We start from the raw sequence: 22952 nt of genomic DNA on the forward strand, positions 1-22952 counted from the left end.
CAGGCACTAAACTTGACTTCGCAGACCTCTATTCAATGACCATCCAGACCGACGATTTCGCCCCCGCCCCGCCTCGCGTGGTGTCCGCCGCCCCGGCTTCGCCGCAGGAAGAGGCCATCGAGCGCGCGCTGCGCCCGAAGCTGCTGGACGAATACGTCGGCCAGGCCAAGGTGCGCGAGCAGCTCGAAATCTTCATCGGCGCGGCGCGCAAGCGCAAGGAAGCGCTCGACCACGTGCTGCTGTTCGGCCCGCCCGGCCTCGGCAAGACCACGCTGTCGCACATCATCGCGGCCGAACTCGGCGTGAACCTGCGCCAGACCTCCGGCCCGGTGCTCGAGAAGCCCAAGGACCTTGCGGCCCTCTTGACCAACCTCGAGCCCAACGACGTGCTCTTCATCGACGAGATCCACCGCCTGAGCCCCGTGGTCGAGGAAATCCTCTATCCCGCGCTGGAGGACTACCAGATCGACATCATGATCGGCGAGGGCCCCGCGGCGCGCAGCATCAAGCTCGACCTGCAGCCCTTCACGCTGGTGGGCGCCACCACGCGCGCCGGCATGCTCACCAACCCGCTGCGCGACCGCTTCGGCATCGTTGCGCGGCTGGAGTTCTACACGCCCGAGGAACTCGCGCGCATCGTGCGCCGCAGCGCCAGCCTGCTCAAGGTCGAGACCGACGAAACGGGCGGCTTCGAGATCGCACGCCGCTCGCGCGGCACGCCGCGGATCGCCAACCGCCTGCTGCGGCGCGTGCGCGACTATGCCGAGGTGAAGGGCGACGGCCGCATCACCGAAGACATCGCCCACAAGGCGCTCGCCATGCTCGACGTCGATCCGCAGGGCTTCGACCTGATGGACCGCAAGCTGCTCGAGGCCGTCATCCATCGCTTCGACGGCGGCCCGGTGGGGCTGGACAACGTGGCGGCCAGCATCGGCGAGGAGCGCGACACCATCGAGGACGTGATCGAGCCCTACCTGATCCAGCAGGGCTACCTGCAGCGCACGCCGCGCGGGCGCATCGCCACGCTGGCGGCCTACCGCCATCTCGGCGTGACCCCGCCCTCGAGCCGCGCCGAAGGGCAAGACCTGTTTGGCATCTGAGATTTCCCCATGCATACCCATGACCTGAGCGCCTGGCAGCACGATCACCATTTCGGCGCCGGCAACGAATCGGCCGAGCGCAGTACGCGGCTCGTGATGTGGATCACCTTCGCGGCCATGGTGGTCGAGATCGGCGCGGGCTGGTGGTTCAACTCCATGGCGCTGCTGGCCGACGGCTGGCACATGAGCTCGCATGCGCTGGCGATCGGGCTCAGCGCGTTCGCCTATGCGGCCGCGCGGCGCTACGCCCGCGACCCGCGCTTTGCGTTCGGCACCTGGAAGATCGAGGTGCTCGGCGGCTTCGCGAGCGCGCTGATGCTGCTGGGCGTGGCCGCACTGATGGTCGTGGGCTCGATCGAGCGCCTGCTGTCGCCTTCGGTCATCCACTACCGCGAAGCCGTGGCGGTGGCGGTGCTCGGGCTGGTGGTCAACCTGGTCTGCGCGCGGCTGCTCGGGGCGGCGCACCACCACGGGCATGGCCACGACCATGCGCACGGCCACGATCACGGCCATGAACATGGCCACGACCTGAACCTGCGCTCCGCCTACCTGCATGTGGTGGCCGATGCCGCCACCTCGGTGCTGGCGATCGCGGCGCTGCTCGGCGGATGGTTCTTCGGCTGGTCCTGGCTCGACCCGCTGATGGGCATCGTCGGCGCGGTGCTGGTGTCCATCTGGGCCAGGGGCCTGCTGAAGGAGACCGGCAAGGTGCTGCTCGACCGCGAGATGGACCATCCGGTCACCGCGGAGATCCGCGACGGCGTGGAGACGATGCTGGCCGATTCGCACACCCGCGTGGCCGACCTGCACGTCTGGCGCGTCGGCCGCGAGGCCTATGCCTGCGCGCTCACCGTGGTGACGCACTCGCCCACGCTCTCGGCCGACGAGGTGCGGGCCTGCTTCTCGATGCACGAGGAAATCCGTCACTCCACCGTCGAGATCCAGCGCTGCAAAAGCTAGCTGAGCGCGGCGGCGTTGCCGCCAGCACACACGTCACCAAAACGTCACGCCAGCGCCATCGCGCGGTCACGCCGCGGTGGGAGCCTACCCGTCCATGCAACGCGACGACGCTTTCCTTCGCGCATGGCGCGACACCGCGACCCTGGGCCCCGAGCCGGAGGACGACGATCCCGCGCGGGCGCCGCTGCGCTATCGCACGCTCTGGATCTCCGACCTGCACCTGGGCACGCCCGGCTGCCAGGCCCGGGCGCTGCTCGACTTCCTGAAGCACACCGAGTGCGAGACGCTGTTCCTGGTCGGCGACATCATCGACGGCTGGCAGCTCAAGCGGAACTGGTACTGGCCGCAGGCACACAACGACGTGATCCAGAAGCTCCTGCGCAAGGCGCGCAAGGGCACGCGCGTCATCTTCATTCCGGGCAACCATGACGAGTTCGCGCGCAAGTACCTGAACCACAACTTCGGCGGCATCGACGTAGCCGAGGAGTGGATCCACGAGACCGCCGACGGCCGCAAGCTCTGGATCATCCACGGCGACCTGTTCGACGGCGTGATCCAGTGCGCCAAGTGGCTCGCGCACGTGGGCGATTCGCTCTACGAGTTCACGCTCAAGCTCAACCGCTATCTCAATTCGCTGCGCGCGCGAATGGGGCTGCCGTACTGGTCGCTGTCGAAATACCTCAAGGGCAAGGTCAAGCGCGCCGTGAGCTACGTCGGCGACTTCGAAAGCGCCGTCGCGCGCGAGGCCCGCAAGCGCGGCGTGCAGGGCGTGGTCTGCGGCCACATCCACCATGCCGAGATGCGTGACATCGACGGCATCCTCTACTGCAATGACGGCGACTGGGTCGAGAGCCTCACCGCACTGGCCGAGCATGCCGACGGCACGCTCGAGATCATCGACTGGGCACAGCACATGCCGGTGCCGGTGAAGGCCGGCGCACCGCGCGAGCCGGCGGTGGCCTGAAGCCAACAAAGAGCTGCGCTCAGCGTCGCATCGTGTCGAGCTGGGTCACTGGGGCGCTGTCGTTGCCCCACGATCCGCGGATAAAGGTCAGCACCGCCGCCACGTCCGATGCATCGAGTTCCTGCCCGAACGGCGGCATGCCGTAGGGGCGCGGATTGCCCGTCGTGGCCGGCAGGTAGCCGCCATGGGCGATCACCTGGATCAGGTTCGTCGGCTGTGCCATGTTCACCGCGCGGTTGCCTGCGAGCGCCGGAAACGCGCCCGGCGAACCCTGGCCCTGGTCGCCGTGGCAATACGCGCAGCGCTGGTCGTAGATGCGCTCGCCGCGCGCCATCGTCGTGGCGTCGCGGCGCACGGAGGCGGTTGCGGCGGGCGCGGTGGCGGGCTGTGCCGGCGCGCCGGGCAGGTCCTTGAGGTAGCTGGCCATCGCGGCCAGGTCGGCATCGTTCAGGTGCTGCGTGCTGCGGAACACCACCTCGGCCATCGGTCCCATCACCGAGCCGCGCGGCGCCACGCCGGTCTTGAGCAGCGCGACCACGTCGGCCGCCGGCCAGTCGGTAACGCCGGCTTCGTGCGGATCGGTGAGCGACGGCGCATACCAGCCCTCGCCCGCGATCAGCCCGCCCGACAGCCCCAGCGCCGTCTGCGTGGCGCCGAGCGAATCGCGCGGGCCGTGGCAGGCGATGCAGTGGCCCAGGCCGCCCACCAGGTAGGCACCGCGGTTCCACTCGGCGGGCTTGCCCGCATCGGGCACGAAGGTCTCGGGCTTGAACGAGAGCGCCCGCCACACCGCCAGCGCCGCCTGCGTGTCGTACGGAAAGCGCAGCCTGTGGGGCCGGTTCGGCACCGCGGCGGGCGGCAGGCTCTGCAGGTAGGCGTAGATCGCATCCGAGTCCTCGCGCGTGACCTGCGTGAAGTTCGGGTACGGAAACGCGGGATACAGCAGCCGGCCGTCCTTGCTGCGGCCGTTGTGCATCGCGCGCCAGAAATGCGCGCTGCTCCAGCCGCCGATGCCGGCTTCGGCGTCGGGCGTGAGGTTGCTCGAATAGATCGCGCCGAACGGCGTCTCGATCGCCAGCCCGCCCGCATAGGCCTGGCCGCCGGCCGTCGTGTGGCAGCCGGCGCAGTTGCCTGCCAGCGTCAGGTAGCGCCCGCGCTCCACGCGTTGCGGTGTCGCCTGGAAATTCTCTTCGGCCTGCGCCGGCAGCGGGTCTTCGCCGCGCAGGTTCAGCGCCACGATGCCGCCGGCCGCAGCGCCGGCCAGCAAGGCCAGCACCAGCAGCGCCCATCCCAGGTGGCGCCACTTCATGGGTGCCTCGCTTCGGCACCGCCGCAGGCCATCGGCAGCGGGGCGGGCAGCGCGGCGGCGGGCTTCGGATCGGCTGGCATGGGCTGCACCGCGAGCCAGCTCGCGACGGCATTGACGTCAGCCGTCGTCATGCGCCGGCCGATCTCTGCCATGCAGTCGGGCGCGAGCGCATGCCGATCGCTCGTGAGCCAGGCGCCGAGCTGCGACGAGACATAGAGCCGCGGCAGGCCGAGCAGGCCCGGGATGGCCGGCTGCACGCCCGTGAGCGCCGCGCCGTGGCATTGCACGCAAGCCGGGATGCGGCGCGCCGCATCGCCCTCGAGCGCCAGCTGCCGGCCGCGTTCGAGCTGTGCGGGCGTGGCGTCGCTCGTCGGAGGCACCGGCGGATAGGGCAGGTCGAGGTTGGCGAAGTAGGTCGCCATTTCCATCAGGTAGTCGTCGGTGAGGTGCTGCACCATGTAGCGCATGTCGGCATTGAAGCGCCGGCCGTCGCGGAAGCTGCGCAGCTGGTTGAACAGGTAGCCCGCGGGCTTGCCCGCCAGGCGCGGAAAGTAGCCGGCGTTGCTCGTGGCGCCGACGCGGCCGTGGCAGGCGATGCAGGCGGCCACGCGGCGTTCCATGTCGTTGAGAGGGGGGCTTTCGAGGGGTGCTGCGCCAGCGCTGCCATGCCCGAGCAGCAGCACGAGAGCCGCGCTTGCCGCGCGCATGAAATAGGACATGCATCGACTGTGCACCAAGCCGGCGTGAAAAAACAGATGCAGATCCGGCGCAAATCACCGGCGCAGATAAAGTCGTGGCCCAAGCCCCATCTTTTCCATGAAGCGCTACGAAGCCCTTGCCGCCGACATCGAGGCCTCGATCCGCGGCGGCACCCTCAAGACCGGCGACCGCCTGCCCTCGGTGCGGCACACCGGCGAAAGCCGCGGCGTGAGCGCGTCGACCGTGTTCCAGGCCTATTACCTGCTCGAGGCGCGCGGCCTCGTGCGTGCGCGCGACCGCTCGGGCTACTACGTCACCGGCGGCGGCGGGCGCGATGTCCCGCCCGAGGCCAACCTCACCTCGCGCCCCGCGGGCGGACCGAGATCGCTCGACGTGAGCGACCAGGTGTTCGAGATCCTCGAAGCCAGCATGTCGCGCCAGGTGGTGCCGTTCGGTTCGGCGTTCCCGAGCCCGCTGCTGTTTCCGCTCGCGCGGCTGGGGCAGTTCATGGCCGCGAGCGCCAAGTCGCTCGACCCCTGGCGCACCGTCGACGACCTCACGCCCGGCAGCGCGGCCCTGCGCCGCCAGATCGCGCTGCGCTACCTGGGCGACGGCATGCAGGTGCCGGTCGACGAGATCGTCGTCACCAACGGCGCGCTCGAGGCGCTGAACCTCTGCCTCGCGGCCGTCACGCGGCCCGGCGATGCAGTCGTCGTCGAATCGCCGACCTTCTACGCGGCGCTGCAGGCCCTCGAGCGCATGGGCCTGCGCGCGATCGAGGTGTCCACGCACCCGGGCGAGGGCATCGACCTGGATGCGCTCGAACTCGCCATCGCGGCGCACCGCCCAAGCGCCTGCTGGCTCATGACCACCTTCCAGAATCCGCTCGGCAGCCTCATGCCCGATGCGAAGAAGAAGGCCCTGGTCGAACTGCTCGCGCGGCATGCGGTGCCGCTGATCGAGGACGACGTCTATGCCGAGCTCTACTTCGGCGACCGCCGCCCGCCACCGGCCAAGGCCTTCGACACCGAGGGGCTGGTGCTGCATTGCAGCTCGTTCTCGAAATGCCTTGCACCGGGCTACCGCATCGGCTGGGCGTCGGCCGGCCGCTTCGCGCGCGCGGTGGCGCGGCTCAAGCTCACGACCACGCTCAGCACCTCGGTGCCCTCGCAGCTCGCGCTGGCCGGCTACCTCGAGAAGGGCGGCCTCGACAAGCACCTGCGCAAGCTCCGCCAGGTGCTGGCCGTGCAGCAGGCAAGCTTCTCGCAGGCGCTGGGCCGCTACTTTCCCGCGGGCACGCGCGCCACGCGGCCGCTCGGCGGCTACTTCCTGTGGGTCGAGCTGCCGGCCCAGGTCGATGCGCTCGCGATCCACCGGCAGGCGCTCGAGCTCGGCATCAGCGTCGCGCCCGGGCCGATCTTCTCGGCCACGCGCGGCTTCGCGCATTGCCTGCGCCTCAACTACGGCCATGCGTGGAATGCGCAGAGCGAGAAGGCGATGCAAACCCTCGGCCGCCTCGTGGCCGAAGCCGCCGGCAAGGCGGCGCCCTGACATGACCACGCGCGATCTTTTCGACGACGCGCCCGAAGCCGAACCACCGCGCGGGAAACAGGCGCTCGGCCCCGGCGCCTTCGTGCTGCGCGGGTTCGCGCTGCCGTTCGTGGACGAACTGCTCCCTGCGCTGGAGGCCGTCGCGCAGCGCGCCCCGTTCCGCCACCTCGTGACCCCCGGCGGCTTCACCATGTCGGTGGCCATGACCAACTGCGGCCGGCTCGGTTGGATCTCGGACCGGCGCGGCTACCGCTACGGCGAGCACGATCCGCAGACCGGCGATCCCTGGCCGCCGATGCCCGAGCCCTTCGAGCGGCTTGCCGCCGCGGCGGCCGCCGAGGCGGGCTTCGACGGCTTTGCGCCCGACGCCTGCCTGGTCAATCGCTACGAACCCGGCACGCGGCTGTCGCTGCACCAGGACAAGGACGAGCGCGACTACGCCGCACCCATCGTCTCGGTCTCGCTCGGCATGCCGGCCGTTTTTCTCTTCGGCGGCCTCGCGCGCGGCGACAAGCCCGCGCGCGTTCCGCTCGCGCACGGCGGCGTGGTGGTCTGGGGCGGCCCCGACCGGCTGCGCTACCACGGCGTGCTGCCGCTGGCCGACCGGCCGCATCCGCTGCTGGGCAGCCGGCGCATCAATTTGACGTTTCGCAAGGCCGGGTGAAGCCGCGGTTTCGACTTGGATGAGTTGTTCCGGTTTTCTGTGCACAACTCTGTGGGTTGTCTGAGGAACGGGGTGCCCAATGCCAGCACTGGCGCGGGTTCGCACCACATTGCCTGCGGAACAGGCAGCCGGCGGAGCAGGGGAAAACTGCCGGCCGGCGGGCATGAAAAAAAGCCCTAAGTAGTTGATCTACTTAGGGCTTTTGGGTGTTGGTGGCTCTTCACGGATTCGAACCGCGGACCTGTGGATTATGATTCCATCGCTCTAACCGACTGAGCTAAAGAGCCGTTCGGCACAGTGCTGCACCGAGCCCAAGATTATAGCGCAGGCTGCAGCCCCCTGATCAAGCCCTCCCGCGCGCCGCGGTTCTTTTGAGCCGCCCAACCCCGTTGCCCGCCGCCGCCCGTACAAGCCCGGGTGACAATCCGCCCATGTCCGCGCTGCCCCGCGCCCCTTCCGCCCAAGCCGCCAACGAGCGCGAAGCCATGCCCGACGACCAGTTGATGCTGGCCTACGCGCGCGGCGACGGCGCGGCCTTCGACGTGCTCTATGCGCGCCACGAGGCCGGGCTGTTCCGCTTCGTCAAGCGGCTGCTCGGTGCACGGCTGGCGTCGCAGGCGGACGAGGTGTTCCAGGACACCTGGGTGCGGATCATTGGCGCGCGCGAGAGCTTCTCGCCGCAGGGCGCGGCTTGGCGCACCTGGGCCTTCACGATTGCCCACAACCTTGCCATGGACCGGCTGCGCGTGAGCGGGCGCGAAGTGGCGCTCGACGATGCACACGGTGGCGACGACGACAGCGACCACGGCGCGGTGCCGATGCTCGACCGGGGCGTGCGCGCCGCGGCCGGCCACGCCGGGGCGCATCCCTCGGCCGAGGAGCTCGCGTTCTGGCGCGCCGCGGGCCGGCGCCTGCTGGCTTGCCTCGACGAACTGCCGGCCGAGCAACGCGCCGCCTTCCTGCTGCACCACGAGGACGGCATGACCGTCGAAGCGCTCGCGGCCAGCCTGCAGATCGGCTTTGAGACCGTGCGCAGCCGGCTGCGCTACGGCTTGCAGAAACTGCGCACCTGCATGGCGCGCTACCTGTCGGTGCTGGAGCAGGGCGCATGACCGCCGCCGGCCCCCGCGACGACGACGACGCACTGCGCGATCCCGCGTTGCGCCGCGCGCTCGACCATGCGCCCGATCGCGAGGCATTGCCCGACCCCCGCACCCGCGATGCGATCCGCAAGATGGCGCACAACCTTGCGCCTGCGTCCGCGCCATCGGCGGCGCCTGCCGCTGCCATCCCCTGGTGGCGCCGCTGGCTCGGTGGCGGCGGCGACGCGAAGAACCGCATGCCGTGGAACGCGGCCTTTGCCACGGTGCTCGTGGCGACCTTCGTCACGGTGCTCTGGCAGCGCGAGCCGGTGCCCGATGCGCGGCTGGACGGGGAGGCGCGTGTCGCGCAGGCCCCTGCGCCGGCACCAACACCTGCACCTGCACCTGCACCTGCACCGGAGGCCGCGCGCAGCCGGCTCGAAACAGAAGCAGCGCAGCGACGGACCGAGCCAGCACATGAGCCAGCACCTTCCGCGGCAGCGTCGGACCGCGCTGCGATCGAGCCGGAGCGCAGCACGTCGCCCGCGCGGCAATCCGCCCCGGCGCGCGCGCAAGCGCCAGAACAGGCGATGCAGGCCGAGGCTTCAGGCGCCTCGCGCCAGGCCCTGGTCGCACGCAAAGCCGCACCAGCGCCGGCCGCCGCGCCGGCGCGTGCGCCTTCGTTCGCAGCGCTCGACCGCTGGACCTCGCTGAACTGGATGGCCGGCGGTCAGGCCGTGCGAGAGGCACGCGGTGACACCGAAGGTCTGGCGGCACTGGTGAACGCTGTCGCGCGCTCGGCCGTCCTGCCGGGCAGCGCGCTGGCTGCGCCGGTCGAGGCGCAGATCGAGCTGCACGCGGACGCGCAGCTGCTCGCGGTGCTCGAGATCGCGGGCGACCAGGTGCGCTGGACGGCCCCGCAGGGCGGCGCCAGCTTCGTCGGCACGCCGCCCGCGCCGGCGCTCGCGGTGCTGCGCGCAGCGCTCAGGCGTTCTTGAAGTCGGGCTGGCGCTTGGCCAGGAAGGCGTCCATGCCTTCCTTCTGGTCCTGCGTGGCGAACAGCGCGTGGAACAGCCGGCGCTCGAACATCACGCCGTCGGAGAGGCCGCTCTCGAAGGCGCGGTTGACCGATTCCTTGGCCGCCATCACCGCGATCTGCGAATAGCCGGCAATGACCAGCGCGGCGCCCAGCGCTTCGTCGGCGAGCTTGTCGTAGGGCACCACACGGCTCACGAGCCCGGCGCGCTCGGCCTCGGCCGCGTCCATCATGCGAGCGGTGAGCGCCATGTCCATCGCCTTGCTCTTGCCCACTGCGCGCGGCAGGCGCTGCGTGCCGCCCGCGCCGGGGATCACGCCGATCTTGATCTCGGGCTGGCCGAACTTGGCGTTGTCGGCCGCGATGATGAAGTCGCACATCATCGCGAGCTCGCAGCCGCCGCCCAGCGCGAAACCGCTCACCGCGGCGATCACCGGCTTGCGGATCGAGCGGATGGTTTCCCAGTTGCGCGTGATGTAGTCGCCCTTGTAGGTGTCGATGAAGCTGTACTTGGCCATGGCCGCGATGTCGGCGCCGGCCGCGAACGCGCGCTCGCTGCCCGTGATGATGATGCAGCCGATCGCGTCGTCGGCATCGAAGGCCTTGAGCGCGTGGCCCAGCTCGGTCATCAGCGCGTCGTTCAGCGCATTGAGCGCCTTCGGACGGTTGAGGGTGACGATGCCGACCTTGCCTGCTTCGGTCCGCACGTCGATGTTTTCGTAGCTCATGGTGTCTCCGGAAAAGGGGAAGAAAACGCGCTTCACTATACCCAGCATCGCTGTGCGGCCGTGGCTGCGGCAAGGCTTCATTTGAGAATTATTCTCATCTAGAATGCCCGCCATGGAGTCCCCCATGCAAGAACATGCCGTGCTGCTGCGTGCCTATGCCCGTGCCCAGGAGCGCTGCTCTCGCCTGATGGCGGAGCAGGGCGCCCGGATCGAGCGGCTCGAGGCGCAGGTCGTGCGGCTGCGCGGCACGCTGGTGGCGCGCGATTCGGCCATCGCACTCGTGCGCGAGGAACTTGCGGCGCGCGCGGCCGCGGGCGGTGCATTGCCGAAGCGGCTGCATGGCCTGCTGGCGCCGGTGCGCCGGCGCGCGCCGTTGCCGCTGCCATCTGCGGACCTGCGCGAGAAAGCCGTGCTGTGCGTCGGCCGCACGGAAGAGGCCGAAGCGCCTTCGCTCGCGCGCCAACTGGTCGAGATCGCCGGCGGGCGCTACCTGCACCACGGCGGCGACGATGCCGATGCGCATGCGCTCGAAGCGGGGTTGCGCGCAGCCGATCTCGTGATCTGCCAGACCGGTTGCGTGAGCCACGGCGCCTACTGGCGCGTGCAGGACCACTGCCGTCGCACCGGCAAGCCCTGCGTGCTCGTGGGCGATGCGCAGCCGGTGCAGTTCATGCGCCAGCAGCCGGCCAACGCCCCCGCTGCCGAAGAACAGGCACACGGCCTGCGCTGATGCTGATGCGTGCGGCTCAGCCGCCTTCGCTGGGCGCGAGCCAGGCCGACACCTTGGCCGGATCGTGCGCGAACAGCCGCCAGGTGGTGGCACCGACCGGCAGCACGAGCGGCAACCTGAGCAGCTTGCGATCGCGCGCGACGATGGCGGTGCAGCGCGTGGCATCGCCGAGGTAGAGCGCCAGATCGTCGAGCTTGGCGATGCGCCAGGCCGGGCCGGCGCGCTGTTGTTGGCCCTTGCGGCCGGTGGCGGGCAGCTCGATGCCGATCCATTCGTCATTGGCGGAGAAGCCGGCCTTCTCGGCCGCGCCGCCGCGCAGCACCACCTTGACCTGCACGCTGCCGTTGCTTTCGGCCACGCGCAGGCCCAGCGCCTGGGCTTGCTGCGAGGGATCTTCGAGCGCGGCCACGCCGTGCGCGCGCAGCAGCGCGGCCAGCGGAAGTTCGTCGGTCGAATGCACCCATTGCGCCAACTCCGCGGCATACGAGCGGCCGCCCACGGCCTCGAGTGCGGCGGCAATGCCGGCTTCGTCGATCGGCCCGCCGCCGCTGTGCTTCCAGAGGTGGCGCATCACTTCGTCGAGCGTGCCCTTGCCTTCGCGGCGCAGCGTGAGGTCGAAGCACAGCGCGACCAGCGCGCCCTTGGTGTAGTAGCTGACCGTGCTGTTGGGCGTCTGCTCGTCCTGCCGGTAGTACTTGACCCAGGCGTCGAAGCTCGCGTCGGCCACCGGCTGCACGCGGCGGCCCGGGGTCTGCAGCACCTGGTTGATGGTCTTGTTGAGCAGGCGCAGGTAGCCGGCGTTGTCGATGCGCCCGGCCCGGCGCAGCAGCAGGTCGTCGTAGTAGCTCGTGAAGCCTTCGAAGAACCACAGCAGTTGCGTGTAGTTCTCGCGGCCGTAGTCGTAGCGCGCGAACTCGGCCGGGCGCATGCGCTTGACGTTCCAGGTATGGAAGTACTCATGGCTGATGAGGCCCATCAGCGTGGTGTAGCCCTCGGGCTGCTTCTTCACGCCGCGCTGCGGCAGGTCGCGCCGGTTGCAGATCAGCGCGGTGGAATGCCGGTGTTCGAGCCCGCCGTAGCCGTCGTCCACGGCGTTGAGCATGAAGACATAGCGGTCGATCGGCAGCGCCGGGCCGCCGCCCCTCTTGCCGGTCTTTCCGGCCTTGTCGCCGTGCCAGAAGCGCAGTTCGGCCTCGCAGATGGCCTGGGTGTCGGCCATCAGCCGCTCGCCGTCGAACGAGGCCGCGGCGCCCGCGACCACGAAGCGGTGCGGCACGCCGCAGGCCTCGAACTCGGCGCTCCAGAAGGCGCCCATCTCGACCGGGCTGTCGGCCAGCTCGTCGTAGTCGGCGGCCAGGTAGCGGCCGAAGCCCTGCCTGTCGATCTTGGCGGGCCGCAGCGCCGTGGCGCACGACCAGCGCGCGGCGTCGGGCGTGGGCAGCGCGGGTGCGACGACCTCGAGCGCATGCGGCGCCTCGGTGTGGCCCTCGACGCGCAGGCACAGGCTGGTGCCGTTGAAGAAGCCGCGCGCGGCATCGAGCCACGCGGTGCGCACCGAGTTGTCGTAGGCGCACACCTGGTAGTGCAGCACCAGCGGCTGGCCCGGCGCGCAGTCGATCTGCCAGCTGCATTTGTCGAGCTGCACGAGCGCGGGCTTGCGGCGCCCCTGCGTGGCCCGCAGGCCCTGCAGGTTCTTGGCGAACTCGCGCACCAGGTAGCTGCCCGGAATCCACACCGGCAGCGACACGCGTTGCTGTGCTGCAGGCGCGGCGATGGTCAGCGTGACGGCGTAGAGATGCGCATGCAGGTCGGCGCATTCGATGCGGTAGTGCACCGCCGCCTCCGGCACCGCCTTGCCGGCGCGCCGGGATGGGGTCGTCGCGGCCATCAGTTGGTGGACGCGGCGAGTTGCTTCTCGACCTGCTCCGCCGGAATGGCGCCCGGCGTGCGGGTGCCGTCGGCGAAGATCAGCGTGGGCGTGCCGGTGATGTTGTATCTGCGGCCGAACTCCACGTTGCGCTGCAGGGCGGCCACGTCGCAGCCGGCGGCTGCAGCGGTGGGCTTGACGTTGGCTTCCATCCAGTCGCTCCAGGCCTTGCCCTTGTCCTTGCTGCACCAGATGTCGCGCGACTTGGTGGCCGAGTCGGCACCGAGCACCGGGTACAGGAACAGGTACATCGTGATGTTGTCGACCGACTTCATGTCCTTCTCGAAGCGCTTGCAATAACCGCAGTTCGGGTCTTCGAACACCGCGAGCTTGCGCTTGCCGTTGCCGCGCACGATCTTGATCGCGTCCTTCACGGGCAGCTTGTCGAACGACACCTGGCTGAGCTTCTCGACGCGTTCCTCGGTCAGGTTCCTGCGCGCGTTCACGTCGATCAGGTTGCCCTGCAGCAGGAAGTTGCCCATTTCGTCGGTGTAGTAGATCTGGAAGCCGTTCACGCGCACTTCGTAGAGGCCGGGCATCGGCGACTTGGTGACTTCGTCGATCGTCGGGAACTGCGGGATCCGCGCGGGCAGGTTCTTGCGGATCTCGGCCTCGCCGGCCAGGGCCGTGGCGGCCGATGCGAGCAGGCAGGCAGCGAGAAGTACGTGGCGTGCGAATGTCTTCATTGGGACTCTCTTGGATGGATTCATGCCTTCAAGCCCATCGCCTGGTTGGCGATCCATTGCTTGAGAAGGCGCGTGCGGTCGAAGCCGCGCATGCCCCAGTTGCGCAGCGCGGGCAGCGGATCGGCGCTGTGCGAAAAAAGCTGCTGCAGGCCGTCGGTGGCGAGGCTCATCTGCAGCACGCCGGCGCGGCGCGCGCGCTCGTAGCGGCGCAGCAGGCGGGGGTCGCCCACGCTGCGCCAGTAGTCGCGGTGCGTGATCAGGTCGGCCAGCATCGTTGCATCGGCCAGGCCGAGATTGAGGCCCTGGCCCGCGAGTGGATGCACCGTGTGCGCGGCATCGCCGGCCAGCGCCCACGACTGCGGCGCGCCCTGCGCCGCCGGCATGGTGCCGGTCCAGCGGTCGGCCATCGCGCGGGCGAGCGGCCAGGCGCTGCGCTCGCTCGTGAGCTGCAACGCACCGAGGGCTCCATGGCTGGCTTCGGTCACGGCGGTGTTGAATTCGTCCGGGCCGAGCGCGAGCAGGTCGGGCGCGCGGAACTGGTCGACCGACCACACCAGCGCGAGCGAGCGCCCCTCTGCACCGCCCATGGGCAGCAGCGCGAGTACTTCGCCCTTGTCGTTGAACCACTGGCGCGCCGTGCCGTCGTGCGGCTGCGCCGACTCGAGCCGCGCCGCGATCGCGTGCTGGGGATAGCGCGTGACCTCGTAGCTCACGCCCAGCGCTTCGCGCGTGGCGCTGGCCTTGCCTTCGCACACCACGGTGAGCGGCGCGGGAACGGGTTCGGCCACCACCTCGACCTGTGGCTGAAAGCGCACTGCATCGGCAAGCTGTTGCTCGAGCGCGGGCACATCGACGATCCAGGCCAGCGCGTCGACCTTCTGCCGCGCCGCGCTGAACTGCACGCGGCCGCCTTCGTCGCCGTTCACGCGCATCTCGCGCACCGGCGTGGCATGGGCGGCATCGGGCCAGGCGCGCAGCGATTCGAGCAGCGTCTTCGACGCCGTGTTGAGCGCATAGGCCCGGATGTCCGGCTTGCCCGCCGCCGCTGCCGGAACCACCAGCGCGACCCGCACGCGTTCGCGCGCGAGCAGCAGGGCCAGCGTCCGGCCGACAATGCCGGCGCCGCGTATGCAAACTTCAGGGGGAAGGGCCATCCGGCCATTGTAAGAACATGCCCGGTGCCGGCCGGGGCGCGGCCCGATGCGGGACAATCGCCGCGAATTTCAAGGAACCCCACGTGCCACAGCCCGACTTCGACCTTCAAGCCACCATCTCGCGCCTGTTCGTCTATCCCGTCAAATCGTGCGCGGGGGTCGAGCTCCCCGAGGCGCTGCTGACCGAGACGGGGCTCGAGTTCGACCGGGCATGGATGGTGGTCGATGCCGAAGGCGAATTCGTCACGCAGCGGCAACTCCCGCGCATGGCGCTGATCCGGCCGCAGATGAAGCACACCGAGGCGGTGCTCCGCGCCCCGGGCATGCTGGCGCTGCACCTGGCGTTCGACCGGGTCGAGAAGCCGGTGCGCGTGCGGGTCTGGAACGACGAGGTTGCCGCCTACGACATGGGCGACATCGCGGCGCAGTGGTTCAGCGACTTCCTTTCCGAGCCGGGCAAGCCGCAGGCGCTGCGGCTGGTGCGCTTCGATCCCGAGCACAAGCGGCTGTCGAACCTCGAGTGGACCGGCGGTGCCGAGGCCACGAACCAGTTCGCCGATGGCTATCCGCTGCTGGTGGCCAGCGAAGGCTCGCTCGCCGAACTCAACGAGCGGCTGGCCGCGGCGGGCCACGATGCCGTCGGCATCGAGCGCTTTCGCCCGAACATCGTGCTCGCCGGCATCGAGGCGCACGACGAGGACCGCGTTGATGCGCTGCACATCGCCACCGCCGAAGGCGAAGCCGAACTGAAGCCGGTCAAGCCGTGCACGCGCTGCCCGATCCCCGACATCGACCCGGCAACCGGCCTCAGCAGCCCCGAGGTCGGCGACATGCTGCGCACCTACCGCGCCGATGCGCGGGTCGACGGGCGCATCACCTTCGGCATGAACTGCATCGTGGTGTCGGGCGTGGAGCAGATGCTCCGGGTGGGGCAGGCCATGGGTGCGAACTACCGCTTCGAATAGAACCGCCGCGCCGGCGGCGTTGCTGCATTCAGAACGTCAGAACGCGACGCCGGCCACCAGCATGATGTTGGCGTAGGGCGTGCATTCGCCAGTGCGCACGATGGCGCGCGCCTGGGCGCTGCGGCGCTTGAATTCCTCGTGCGACACCGTCTGCGGCGCGATGCCGAGCGACGGGGGATACCAGTCGGGCAAGGCACGGCTGCCGTCCTTCAGCGCCTCGTCGGCGATCACGACGGCCTCGACCTGCATTTCCGACAGCACCGCCCGGAGCACGTCGGCGAGCAGCGGCACGCCGCGCGCCACGGCCAGGTCGATGCGGCGCGGACCGTCGGGGATCGGCAGGCCGGCGTCGCCGATCACGAGCATGTCGCCGTGGCCGAGTGCGGCGATCACGTGGGAGAGTTCGGCATGCAGCAGGGCAGAGCGTTTCACAGCGCGGTCCAGTCGGGTGGCAGGGGGCTTTGCAGCACGGCGTCGCGCTGCGGGATCGAAGGTTGCGCGCCGGGCTGCTGGATGCACAGCGCGGCGGCGCGGATGCCCAGGCGCACCGCGGTGTCGAAGGATTGCCCTTCGCCGAGCGCCACCGCCAGCGCGCCGAGAAAGGTGTCGCCTGCGGCGGTGGTGTCGACCGGCTGCACCTTCGGCGCGGGATGGTGGCGGGCGCCGTCGGCGTCCACCGCCACTGCGCCGCGCGCGCCGAGCGTGACGACCACGCGTGCGATGCCCCTGGCGCGCAGCACCTGGCCCGCGAGCGCCGCCTGCCGCGGGCTGTCGGCCGGCAGCCCGCACAGCGCCTCGGCCTCGATCTCGTTGACCACCAGCGTGTCGATGCGCGGCCACATCGCGTCGGCGATGGGTTGCACCGGCGACGGATTGAGCAGCACCTTGCAGCCGGCATCGTGGGCCACCGCGACGGCGCGCGCCACCTGGTCCATCGGTACCTCGAACTGCGCAACAAGAAAGGCCGCATCCGCAAGCTGCGCGCGCAGCGCGGGCTCGTCGAGCGCCACCTGCGCATTGGCGCCCGGCACCATCACGATGCGGTTCTGGCCGCTGTCTTCCACCAGGATCAGCGCGGTGCCGGTGGGCTCGCCGCCGGCGGCGGTGCGCAGCGCGGCGGTGTCGATGCCGTCGCGCGCAAGCGCGTCGCGCAGTGCGCGGCCATGGGCATCGTCGCCGACGCAACCGACCATCGCGACGCGGGCGCCTTGGCGCGCACAGCTCACGGCCTGGTTCGCACCCTTGCCGCCCGGAATGTGGTCGATCGAACGGCCGAGCAAGGTCTCGCCGGCGGCGGGCGCCTGCGGCACGCGCAGCACGATGTCCATGTTGAGGCTGCCGAGCACCACGATGCGGGGCAATGAAGACGGGTTCGGACTCACGGGGTGCGGGACTTTCTTTGCTCCGCGGCAGGTGCCTCGGACGTGGGGGTGGCGGCCTGGCGCGAGCTCGAATGTCGTGCGGTCGATGCGCGCACGCGCAGTTCGGGTTGCAGCACCACCTTGCGCGGGTCGCGCCGCTTGCCGCCAACGCGCTCGAGCAGCATGTCGACCGCCAGCGCACCGATGCGTTCCTTCGGCTGCGCCACCGTGGTGAGCGGCGGGCTGGTGTAGGCCGAGAGTTCGATGTCGTCGAAGCCGACGATCGAGAGATCGTCGGGCACGTGCACGCCGCTCTCGTGCGCGGCGCGCAGTGCGCCGATGGCCATCAGGTCGTTGCAGACGAACACGGCCGAAGGCGCCTCTTCGGTGCGCAGGATCGCGTGCATGGCCTCGTAGCCGCCCTGGCTGGTGAACCCGCCGCGCCAGAGCAGCGCGTCGGCATTCGGCGCGGCGCCGGTTTCGGCCAGCGCCATGCGCCAGCCCTCGATGCGCTGCTCGCTCGGCATCACGCCGACCGGACCGCCGATGCAGGCAATGCGCCGGTGGCCGAGCGACAGCAGGTGCCGCACCGCGAGCAGGCCGCCCTGCATGTGGGCCGTCTCCACGAGGTCGCAGTCGGGGTCGGCGATCTCGCGGTCGACCAGCACCGTCGGGATGCGCAGCCCGTGCAGCTGCGTGACCAGCGAGTCGTCGTCGCCGGCGCCGGTGGACACCACGATCAGCCCGTCGATGCGGCGCTCGGCCAGCACCTGCAGGTATACGCTCTGCCGGCGCGGCTCGTCGTCGGTGTTGCACAGCACCAGCGTGTAGCCGGCGCCGAAGCAGCGGTCTTCGACAATCCGCACGATCTCGGCGAAGTACGGGTTCGAGCTGTTCGGAATCAGCATGCCGAGCGTCGACGTGGTGTTGCTCTTGAGGCTGCGCGCCATCGCGTTGGGCACGTAGCCCAGCTCGCGGATCGCCTGCTCCACGCGCTCGCGGCCCTTGGCGCTCACATGGCGCGTGTCGTTGACCACGTGCGACACGGTGGTGACCGACACCCCCGCACGCAGCGCGACGTCCTTGATGGTGGCCATGGATGCTTCGTCCTTCCTTCAGGCCAGGCGCCGTTCGGCACGGCGCTGGCGCAGGGTGTCGATGATCACCGCGACCACGATCACCGCACCCGTGATGATGCGCTTGCTCGGCTCGCTCGCGCCGACCTGCGCCAACCCGGCCTCGAGCACCGCGATGATGAGCACGCCGAAGAAGGTGTTGACCACCGAGCCGCGCCCGCCCATGAGGCTTGTGCCGCCGATGACAACGGCCGCGATCACCTGCAGCTCGATGCCGACGCCGGCATTCGGGTCGGCGGCCTCGAGCCGGGCCGACTGCATGAGCCCGGCAAGGCCGGCCAGCAGGCCGGTGGCGGCGAACACGATGATCCTGATCGGCCGCGGATCGATGCCCGCGAGCCGCATCGCCTCTTCGTTGGTGCCGATGCCCACCACGTGGCGGCCGAAGACGGTGCGCGTGAGCACCAGCTGGCCCACGACCACCAGCACCACCGCGATGACGAAGGCCGCCGAGATGCCGCCGATCCACGGCGTGGCGAGGCCGGAGACGGCGTCGCCCACGTACTGTGTGCGCGAGTCGGTCACGAGGTAGGCGCCGCCGCGCACCGCCTCGAGCATGCCGAGCGAGACGATGAAGCTCGGCAGCCGCCAGGCCACCGACACCGCGCCGGTGATGGTGCCGCAGACCAGCCCGGTCGCGAGGCCCAGCGCCGCGGCGAGCGGCACCGAGAGCTTCCATTCGAGGATCGCCGCGGCCGTGACCGCCGCGCTGAGCGCCAGCACCGAGCCCACGGAGAGATCGATGCCCGCGATGATCAGCACGAAGGTCATGCCGACCGCCATGACCGCGAGCGCGGGAATCTCGTTGGCGATCGAGACGAAGGTCTCGCGCGTGAGGAAGTATTCGCTGAGCGTGCCGAAGAGGGCAATCATGCCGACGAGCACGACGGTCAGGCCGAGGTAGGTGCCGAGCTGGCCCCGCCATGCGGACGGTGCGGAAGCGGCTGGGGCGGCAGAGGGTGGGGCGGCTGCGTTCATGGTGTCTCGGCAGGGGCCGTTCGGCCGGGGGTCGATTCGGAAGGGGCGGCGTCGTCGGGGTCGTTCGGGGCGGCGGGGCGGCCCGCCGCGTCGCTGAACGCGGCCGCGAGCAGCGACTGTTCGCTCCAAGCGCCGCGCTCGAACACCGCCACGAGCCGCCCGGCGCTCATCACACCGATGCGGTCGCACATGGCCATCAGTTCGCGCAGGTCGCTCGACACCATCAGCAGCGCGCGGCCGGCGTCGGTCATGCGGTCGAGTTCCGCGTAAAGGTCGGCGCGCGCGCCCACGTCCACGCCGCGCGTGGGCTCGTCGAGCAGCAGCACCTTGCATTCGCGGTGCAGCCAGCGCGCGAACACCACCTTCTGCTGGTTGCCGCCGCTCAGCGTGGCCACCGGCTGCTCGATGCTGCGCGAGCGGATGCGAAGCAGATCGGCCAGGCGCCGCGCGATGCCGCGTTCGCGCGCGCGCTGCAGCCAGCCGGCGCGCGAGACCGCACCCAGATCGCTCAGCGTGGCATTGACGCGGATCGACTGCGCGAGCAGCAGGCCTTGCGACTTGCGGTCTTCGGTGACGAGGCCGATGCCGGCGCGGATCGCCTGCATCGGCGAGCGCCAGCCTCTGGCGACGCGGCGCACCGGCTGGCCCCCGGCGTCGTGCAGAACGATCTCGCCGCGGTCCGCGCGGTCGGCGCCGAACAGCAGCCGCACGAGCTCGGTGCGGCCCGAGCCGACCAGGCCCGCGAGGCCCATGACCTCGCCGGCATGCAGCGCGATGTCGACGTCGCGCACCGCCTCGGCCCGGCCCAGGCCGCGCGCGCTCAGCAGCACCGGCCCGGCCACGCGGCGCGGGCGGCCCTCGTGCTCGTGCACCGCGCGGCCGACCATGCGCTGCACCAGCTCGGATTCCCGCACGCCGGCCATCGGCCGCACGTCCACCAGGCGGCCGTCGCGCAGCACCGCCACCCGGTCTGCAATGCGCTGCAGTTCCTCGAGCCGGTGCGAGACATAGACGATCGCCACGCCACGTGCCTTGAGCAGCGCGATCTGCTCGAACAGGTGCGCGGTCTCGCGCGGCGTGAGCATGGCGGTGGGCTCGTCGAGCACCAGCACGCGCGTGTCGTCCTGCAGGTTGCGCGCGATCTCCACCATCTGCTGCTGGCCGATGCCGAGCCGCGCGACCGGCATGGCCGGGTCGATGTTCTGCATGCCGATCTTGGCGAGCTGGCGCGCGGCCAGTTCGTGCAGCTGGCCGCGGCGGATCCAGCCGGTCGTGTGCGGCAGCCGGTCGAGCAGCAGGTTCTCGGCCACCGACAGCGTGGTGACCAGGCCGAGCTCCTGCATGACCATGCGCACGCCCAGGCGCTCGGCATCGCGGCGCGAGGCCGGGGCGAAGGCCGCGCCATCGAGCAGCATGCGCCCGCGCGTGGGCTGCACCAGCCCGCAGACGATCTTCGACAGCGTGCTCTTGCCGGCGCCGTTCTCGCCGGTGAGCGCCAGCACCTCGCCCGCATTCAGGTCGAGCGAAACGCCGTCGAGCACCGGCGCCGCGTAGTCCTTGCCGAGCCCGCTGGCGGACAGCACGGGCACGGCCTCGATGGCGGCGGCGGATGCGTTCACGATCGGCTTTCGCGGCGGTGCTGCGGGGCGGTGCTGCGCTTTACTTGGCCGGCGACGATTTCGTCACCAGCACCACGTCGGTCTTCACCGCCGCGGGCATCTCGGACTGCTTCTTCTTGTCGGCCAGCGCCTTGAGCGCGGTCTCGATGCCGAACACCGCCTGCTTCGCGGCGAACTGGTCGGCCGTGGCGAGCACCCGGCCGTCCGCCAGCATCGGCTTGATGGCGCCGATGTTGTCGTAGCCCACCACCAGCACCTTGCCGGTCTTGCCGGCGGCCTTGACCGCGGCGACCGCGCCCAGCGCCATGCTGTCGTTGCCGGCGAGCAGTGCCTTCAGGTCGGGATGCTCGCGCATCATGCCGGCCGCGACGGTGTTGCCCTTGTCGATTTCCCACTGGCCCGACTGCACGCCCACCACGGTGGCGCCGGCTGCCTTCATCGCATCCTGGTAGCCGAGGGTGCGCTGCTGCGCATTGAAGGTGGTCGATACGCCTTCGATGATGCCGACCTTGTCGCCGGCCTTCAGGCTCTTCGCGAGCTCGTCGCCCACCAGCTTGGCGCCTGCGCGGTTGTCGGGGCCGACGAAGGGCACCTGGATACCCTTTTCCTTCAGCGCCGCGGCATCGAGCTGGTTGTCGATGTTGACCACGAGAATGCCGCGGTCGATGGCGGTCTTGATCACCGGTACCAGGGCCTTGGAGTCGGCCGGGGCGATGACCAGCGCATTGATCTTCTGCGCCATCATCTGCTCGACCATCTTGATCTGGGCGGCCGTGTCGGTCTCATCCTTGATGCCGTTGGCCACCAGCGTGTACTGCGCCGCATTGGCCTTCTGGTGCGCCTTGGCGCCGTCTTCCATGGTGCGGAAGAACTCGTTGGCGAGCGACTTCATGACCAGCGCGACCTTGGGTTTCTCCTGCGCGAAGGCGGCGGGCGCGCAGAGGCTGCCCAGGAGGGCCAGGGCGGCGGCGCTTTGCAGGGTGCGGCGGGTGAACTTCATGGTGTGTCTCCAGGGAGGGATGATCGGGCGCCGGTCTGTGCCGGGGGTGCCGATATTACCGAAGGAAAACGTTTGCGCAAACGTTTGCTATTTGGTTTTTGATCGGGTTTAACCCTGAGGGGAGCGACCGCTGGGAGCGACGCAAAGGCGTGTCGACCGGAGGGCGCGCCGGGCCGACTTAAAATCCGCGGTTACCCAAGAGGACCCCCCATGAGTTTGCAATGCGGCATCGTCGGCCTGCCCAACGTCGGTAAATCCACCCTTTTCAATGCGCTGACCAAGGCTGGCATCGCGGCGGAGAACTATCCGTTCTGCACCATCGAGCCGAACGTGGGCGTGGTGGAAGTGCCCGATCCGCGGCTCGCGCAGCTCAGCGAGATCGTCAAGCCCGAACGCGTGGTGCCCGCCATCGTAGAGTTCGTCGACATCGCCGGCCTCGTGGCCGGCGCCAGCACCGGCGAGGGCCTGGGCAACAAGTTTCTCGCCCACATCCGCGAGACCGACGCCACGGTGAACGTGGTGCGCTGCTTCGACGACGAGAACGTGATCCACGTGGCCGGCAAGGTCGATCCGATCTCCGACATCGAAGTGATCCAGACCGAGCTGTGCCTGGCCGACCTGGCCACGGTCGAGAAGGCGCTGCACCGCCACACCAAGGTCGCACGCTCGGGCGACAAGGATGCGCAGAAGCTCGTCGGCCTGCTCGAACGCTGCCAGGCCGCGCTGAACGAGAACACGCCGGTGCGCGCGCTCGAATTCACCAAGGAAGAAATGCCGCTGGTGAAGAGCTTCACGCTGATCACCGCCAAGCCCGCCATGTTCGTGGGCAACGTGGCGGAAGACGGCTTCGAGAACAACCCGTACCTCGACCGCCTGCGCGAGTACGCGGCGAAGCAGGGTGCGCCGGTGGTTGCCATCTGCGCCAAGATCGAAGCCGAACTCGCCGAGATGGACGACGAGGACAAGACGATGTTCCTGGCCGAGATCGGCCAGGATGAGCCCGGCCTCAACCGCCTGATCCGCGCGGCCTACAAGCTGCTCGGCCTGCAGACCTACTTCACGGCCGGCGTGAAGGAAGTGCGCGCCTGGACCATCCACATCGGCGACACCGGCCCGCAGGCCGCCGGCGTGATCCACGGCGACTTCGAGAAGGGCTACATCCGCGCCCAGACCATCGCCTTCGACGATTACATCGCCTACAAGGGCGAGCAGGGCGCGAAAGACGCGGGGAAGATGCGCTCGGAAGGCAAGGAATACGTCGTCAAGGATGGCGACGTGATGAACTTCCTGTTCAGTTCCTGAA

22 protein-coding genes and 1 tRNA gene are annotated in these 22952 nt (G+C 69.9%); 10 read left to right on the forward strand and 13 right to left on the reverse strand.

Annotated features, from left to right (window positions below):
- Positions 1 to 35: 35 nt before the first annotated feature.
- The 3 genes from ruvB (at position 36) to AC3A6R_RS17895 (ending at position 3024) form a co-directional block, all read left to right on the forward strand.
- Positions 36 to 1100, forward strand: a complete 1065-nt coding sequence (gene ruvB / locus AC3A6R_RS17885; RefSeq protein ID WP_487862419.1) for a Holliday junction branch migration DNA helicase RuvB — start codon at positions 36 to 38, stop codon at positions 1098 to 1100.
- Positions 1101 to 1109: 9 nt separating this feature from the next.
- Positions 1110 to 2060, forward strand: coding sequence for a CDF family Co(II)/Ni(II) efflux transporter DmeF (gene dmeF, locus AC3A6R_RS17890; RefSeq protein ID WP_487862420.1), 951 nt, complete (start codon positions 1110 to 1112; stop codon positions 2058 to 2060).
- A 94-nt stretch (positions 2061 to 2154) separates the two neighbouring features.
- Complete coding sequence (locus AC3A6R_RS17895; RefSeq protein WP_487862421.1) at positions 2155 to 3024, forward strand: UDP-2,3-diacylglucosamine diphosphatase; 870 nt, start codon at positions 2155 to 2157, stop codon at positions 3022 to 3024.
- Between the two features lie 19 nt (positions 3025 to 3043).
- Here AC3A6R_RS17895 and AC3A6R_RS17900 read toward each other — a convergent pair whose 3' ends face one another.
- Both AC3A6R_RS17900 and AC3A6R_RS17905 read right to left on the reverse strand, forming a co-directional pair.
- Positions 3044 to 4333, reverse strand: a complete 1290-nt coding sequence (locus tag AC3A6R_RS17900; protein ID WP_487862422.1) for a c-type cytochrome — start codon at positions 4331 to 4333, stop codon at positions 3044 to 3046.
- Entirely contained in the window at positions 4330 to 5052 is a 723-nt protein-coding gene (locus AC3A6R_RS17905; protein ID WP_487862423.1) for a c-type cytochrome, read from the reverse strand. The genes AC3A6R_RS17900 and AC3A6R_RS17905 overlap by 4 nt, the downstream gene beginning before the upstream one ends.
- Positions 5053 to 5149: 97 nt before the next feature.
- Between AC3A6R_RS17905 and AC3A6R_RS17910 the strand changes: the two genes are divergently transcribed.
- Together AC3A6R_RS17910 and alkB are read left to right on the forward strand one after the other, a co-directional pair.
- Positions 5150 to 6583 (forward strand): aminotransferase-like domain-containing protein, encoded by a 1434-nt coding sequence (locus AC3A6R_RS17910; protein WP_487865085.1) that lies wholly within the window; start codon positions 5150 to 5152, stop codon positions 6581 to 6583.
- A gap of 1 nt (position 6584) precedes the next feature.
- A complete protein-coding gene (alkB, locus tag AC3A6R_RS17915) occupies positions 6585 to 7247 on the forward strand; it encodes a DNA oxidative demethylase AlkB (protein WP_487865086.1) in 663 nt (220 codons plus the stop codon).
- Between the two features lie 210 nt (positions 7248 to 7457).
- Here the strand turns inward: alkB and AC3A6R_RS17920 are convergent.
- A tRNA-Met gene (locus AC3A6R_RS17920) sits at positions 7458 to 7534 on the reverse strand.
- Between the two features lie 144 nt (positions 7535 to 7678).
- On the opposite strand from AC3A6R_RS17920, the gene AC3A6R_RS17925 reads away from it, so the two are divergent.
- Together AC3A6R_RS17925 and AC3A6R_RS17930 are read left to right on the forward strand one after the other, a co-directional pair.
- Positions 7679 to 8359: a sigma-70 family RNA polymerase sigma factor gene (locus AC3A6R_RS17925; protein WP_487865087.1), complete on the forward strand. Its 681-nt coding sequence runs from the start codon at positions 7679 to 7681 to the stop codon at positions 8357 to 8359.
- Entirely contained in the window at positions 8356 to 9327 is a 972-nt protein-coding gene (locus tag AC3A6R_RS17930) for a hypothetical protein (RefSeq protein ID WP_487865088.1), read from the forward strand. The genes AC3A6R_RS17925 and AC3A6R_RS17930 overlap by 4 nt, the downstream gene beginning before the upstream one ends.
- On the opposite strand, the gene AC3A6R_RS17935 is transcribed toward AC3A6R_RS17930, so the two are convergent.
- Complete coding sequence (locus AC3A6R_RS17935; RefSeq protein WP_487862428.1) at positions 9314 to 10093, reverse strand: enoyl-CoA hydratase; 780 nt, start codon at positions 10091 to 10093, stop codon at positions 9314 to 9316. The two genes, AC3A6R_RS17930 and AC3A6R_RS17935, sit on opposite strands and share 14 nt — an antisense overlap.
- Before the next feature lie 124 nt (positions 10094 to 10217).
- On the opposite strand from AC3A6R_RS17935, the gene AC3A6R_RS17940 reads away from it, so the two are divergent.
- Entirely contained in the window at positions 10218 to 10823 is a 606-nt protein-coding gene (locus AC3A6R_RS17940) for a DUF2325 domain-containing protein (RefSeq protein WP_487865089.1), read from the forward strand.
- Between the two features lie 16 nt (positions 10824 to 10839).
- Here AC3A6R_RS17940 and AC3A6R_RS17945 read toward each other — a convergent pair whose 3' ends face one another.
- Genes AC3A6R_RS17945 through AC3A6R_RS17955 form a run of 3 tightly spaced genes read right to left on the reverse strand, consistent with a single transcriptional unit; the run spans position 10840 to position 14590 of the window.
- A complete protein-coding gene (locus tag AC3A6R_RS17945; RefSeq protein ID WP_487865090.1) occupies positions 10840 to 12711 on the reverse strand; it encodes a M61 family metallopeptidase in 1872 nt (623 codons plus the stop codon).
- Positions 12711 to 13436 carry a DsbC family protein gene (locus AC3A6R_RS17950; RefSeq protein ID WP_487865091.1) on the reverse strand — a complete coding sequence of 242 codons (726 nt, stop codon included), beginning with the start codon at positions 13434 to 13436 and terminating at the stop codon, positions 12711 to 12713. Before AC3A6R_RS17950 ends, AC3A6R_RS17945 begins: the two co-directional genes overlap by 1 nt.
- Before the next feature lie 20 nt (positions 13437 to 13456).
- Positions 13457 to 14590 (reverse strand): FAD-dependent monooxygenase, encoded by a 1134-nt coding sequence (locus AC3A6R_RS17955; protein ID WP_487865092.1) that lies wholly within the window; start codon positions 14588 to 14590, stop codon positions 13457 to 13459.
- Between the two features lie 83 nt (positions 14591 to 14673).
- On the opposite strand from AC3A6R_RS17955, the gene AC3A6R_RS17960 reads away from it, so the two are divergent.
- Complete coding sequence (locus tag AC3A6R_RS17960; RefSeq protein WP_487865093.1) at positions 14674 to 15555, forward strand: MOSC domain-containing protein; 882 nt, start codon at positions 14674 to 14676, stop codon at positions 15553 to 15555.
- 36 nt (positions 15556 to 15591) lie between these two features.
- Here AC3A6R_RS17960 and rbsD read toward each other — a convergent pair whose 3' ends face one another.
- Genes rbsD through AC3A6R_RS17990 form a run of 6 tightly spaced genes read right to left on the reverse strand, consistent with a single transcriptional unit; the run spans position 15592 to position 21649 of the window.
- Positions 15592 to 15987 carry a D-ribose pyranase gene (gene rbsD, locus AC3A6R_RS17965; protein ID WP_487865094.1) on the reverse strand — a complete coding sequence of 132 codons (396 nt, stop codon included), beginning with the start codon at positions 15985 to 15987 and terminating at the stop codon, positions 15592 to 15594.
- A complete protein-coding gene (gene rbsK / locus AC3A6R_RS17970) occupies positions 15984 to 16937 on the reverse strand; it encodes a ribokinase (RefSeq protein WP_487865095.1) in 954 nt (317 codons plus the stop codon). The genes rbsD and rbsK overlap by 4 nt, the downstream gene beginning before the upstream one ends.
- On the reverse strand, positions 16934 to 18013 hold the full coding sequence (locus tag AC3A6R_RS17975) for a LacI family DNA-binding transcriptional regulator (protein ID WP_487865096.1): 1080 nt from the start codon (positions 18011 to 18013) through the stop codon (positions 16934 to 16936). Before AC3A6R_RS17975 ends, rbsK begins: the two co-directional genes overlap by 4 nt.
- Before the next feature lie 18 nt (positions 18014 to 18031).
- A complete protein-coding gene (locus AC3A6R_RS17980) occupies positions 18032 to 19030 on the reverse strand; it encodes an ABC transporter permease (protein ID WP_487865097.1) in 999 nt (332 codons plus the stop codon).
- Positions 19027 to 20649, reverse strand: a complete 1623-nt coding sequence (locus tag AC3A6R_RS17985) for a sugar ABC transporter ATP-binding protein (RefSeq protein WP_487865098.1) — start codon at positions 20647 to 20649, stop codon at positions 19027 to 19029. Before AC3A6R_RS17985 ends, AC3A6R_RS17980 begins: the two co-directional genes overlap by 4 nt.
- Positions 20650 to 20689: 40 nt before the next feature.
- Positions 20690 to 21649 (reverse strand): substrate-binding domain-containing protein, encoded by a 960-nt coding sequence (locus AC3A6R_RS17990; protein WP_487862439.1) that lies wholly within the window; start codon positions 21647 to 21649, stop codon positions 20690 to 20692.
- A 210-nt stretch (positions 21650 to 21859) separates the two neighbouring features.
- On the opposite strand from AC3A6R_RS17990, the gene ychF reads away from it, so the two are divergent.
- Entirely contained in the window at positions 21860 to 22951 is a 1092-nt protein-coding gene (gene ychF, locus AC3A6R_RS17995) for a redox-regulated ATPase YchF (RefSeq protein WP_487863167.1), read from the forward strand.
- Position 22952: the final 1 nt, after the last annotated feature.

This window comes from Variovorax sp. Soil_C_19 (genome assembly GCF_057657255.1).

Coding starts and splice junctions, on each gene's coding strand:
- AC3A6R_RS17945 (WP_487865090.1), bottom strand. CDS start 12,711: ATGGCCGCGACGACCCCATCCCGGCGCGCCGGCAAGGCGGTGCCGGAG.
- AC3A6R_RS17900 (WP_487862422.1), bottom strand. CDS start 4,333: ATGAAGTGGCGCCACCTGGGATGGGCGCTGCTGGTGCTGGCCTTGCTG.
- AC3A6R_RS17925 (WP_487865087.1), top strand. CDS start 7,679: ATGTCCGCGCTGCCCCGCGCCCCTTCCGCCCAAGCCGCCAACGAGCGC.
- AC3A6R_RS17930 (WP_487865088.1), top strand. CDS start 8,356: ATGACCGCCGCCGGCCCCCGCGACGACGACGACGCACTGCGCGATCCC.
- alkB (WP_487865086.1), top strand. CDS start 6,585: ATGACCACGCGCGATCTTTTCGACGACGCGCCCGAAGCCGAACCACCG.
- AC3A6R_RS17910 (WP_487865085.1), top strand. CDS start 5,150: ATGAAGCGCTACGAAGCCCTTGCCGCCGACATCGAGGCCTCGATCCGC.
- ychF (WP_487863167.1), top strand. CDS start 21,860: ATGAGTTTGCAATGCGGCATCGTCGGCCTGCCCAACGTCGGTAAATCC.
- dmeF (WP_487862420.1), top strand. CDS start 1,110: ATGCATACCCATGACCTGAGCGCCTGGCAGCACGATCACCATTTCGGC.
- AC3A6R_RS17990 (WP_487862439.1), bottom strand. CDS start 21,649: ATGAAGTTCACCCGCCGCACCCTGCAAAGCGCCGCCGCCCTGGCCCTC.
- AC3A6R_RS17950 (WP_487865091.1), bottom strand. CDS start 13,436: ATGAAGACATTCGCACGCCACGTACTTCTCGCTGCCTGCCTGCTCGCA.
- AC3A6R_RS17935 (WP_487862428.1), bottom strand. CDS start 10,093: ATGAGCTACGAAAACATCGACGTGCGGACCGAAGCAGGCAAGGTCGGC.
- AC3A6R_RS17940 (WP_487865089.1), top strand. CDS start 10,218: ATGCAAGAACATGCCGTGCTGCTGCGTGCCTATGCCCGTGCCCAGGAG.
- AC3A6R_RS17980 (WP_487865097.1), bottom strand. CDS start 19,030: ATGAACGCAGCCGCCCCACCCTCTGCCGCCCCAGCCGCTTCCGCACCG.
- AC3A6R_RS17895 (WP_487862421.1), top strand. CDS start 2,155: ATGCAACGCGACGACGCTTTCCTTCGCGCATGGCGCGACACCGCGACC.
- AC3A6R_RS17905 (WP_487862423.1), bottom strand. CDS start 5,052: ATGTCCTATTTCATGCGCGCGGCAAGCGCGGCTCTCGTGCTGCTGCTC.
- AC3A6R_RS17955 (WP_487865092.1), bottom strand. CDS start 14,590: ATGGCCCTTCCCCCTGAAGTTTGCATACGCGGCGCCGGCATTGTCGGC.
- AC3A6R_RS17975 (WP_487865096.1), bottom strand. CDS start 18,013: ATGGCCACCATCAAGGACGTCGCGCTGCGTGCGGGGGTGTCGGTCACC.
- ruvB (WP_487862419.1), top strand. CDS start 36: ATGACCATCCAGACCGACGATTTCGCCCCCGCCCCGCCTCGCGTGGTG.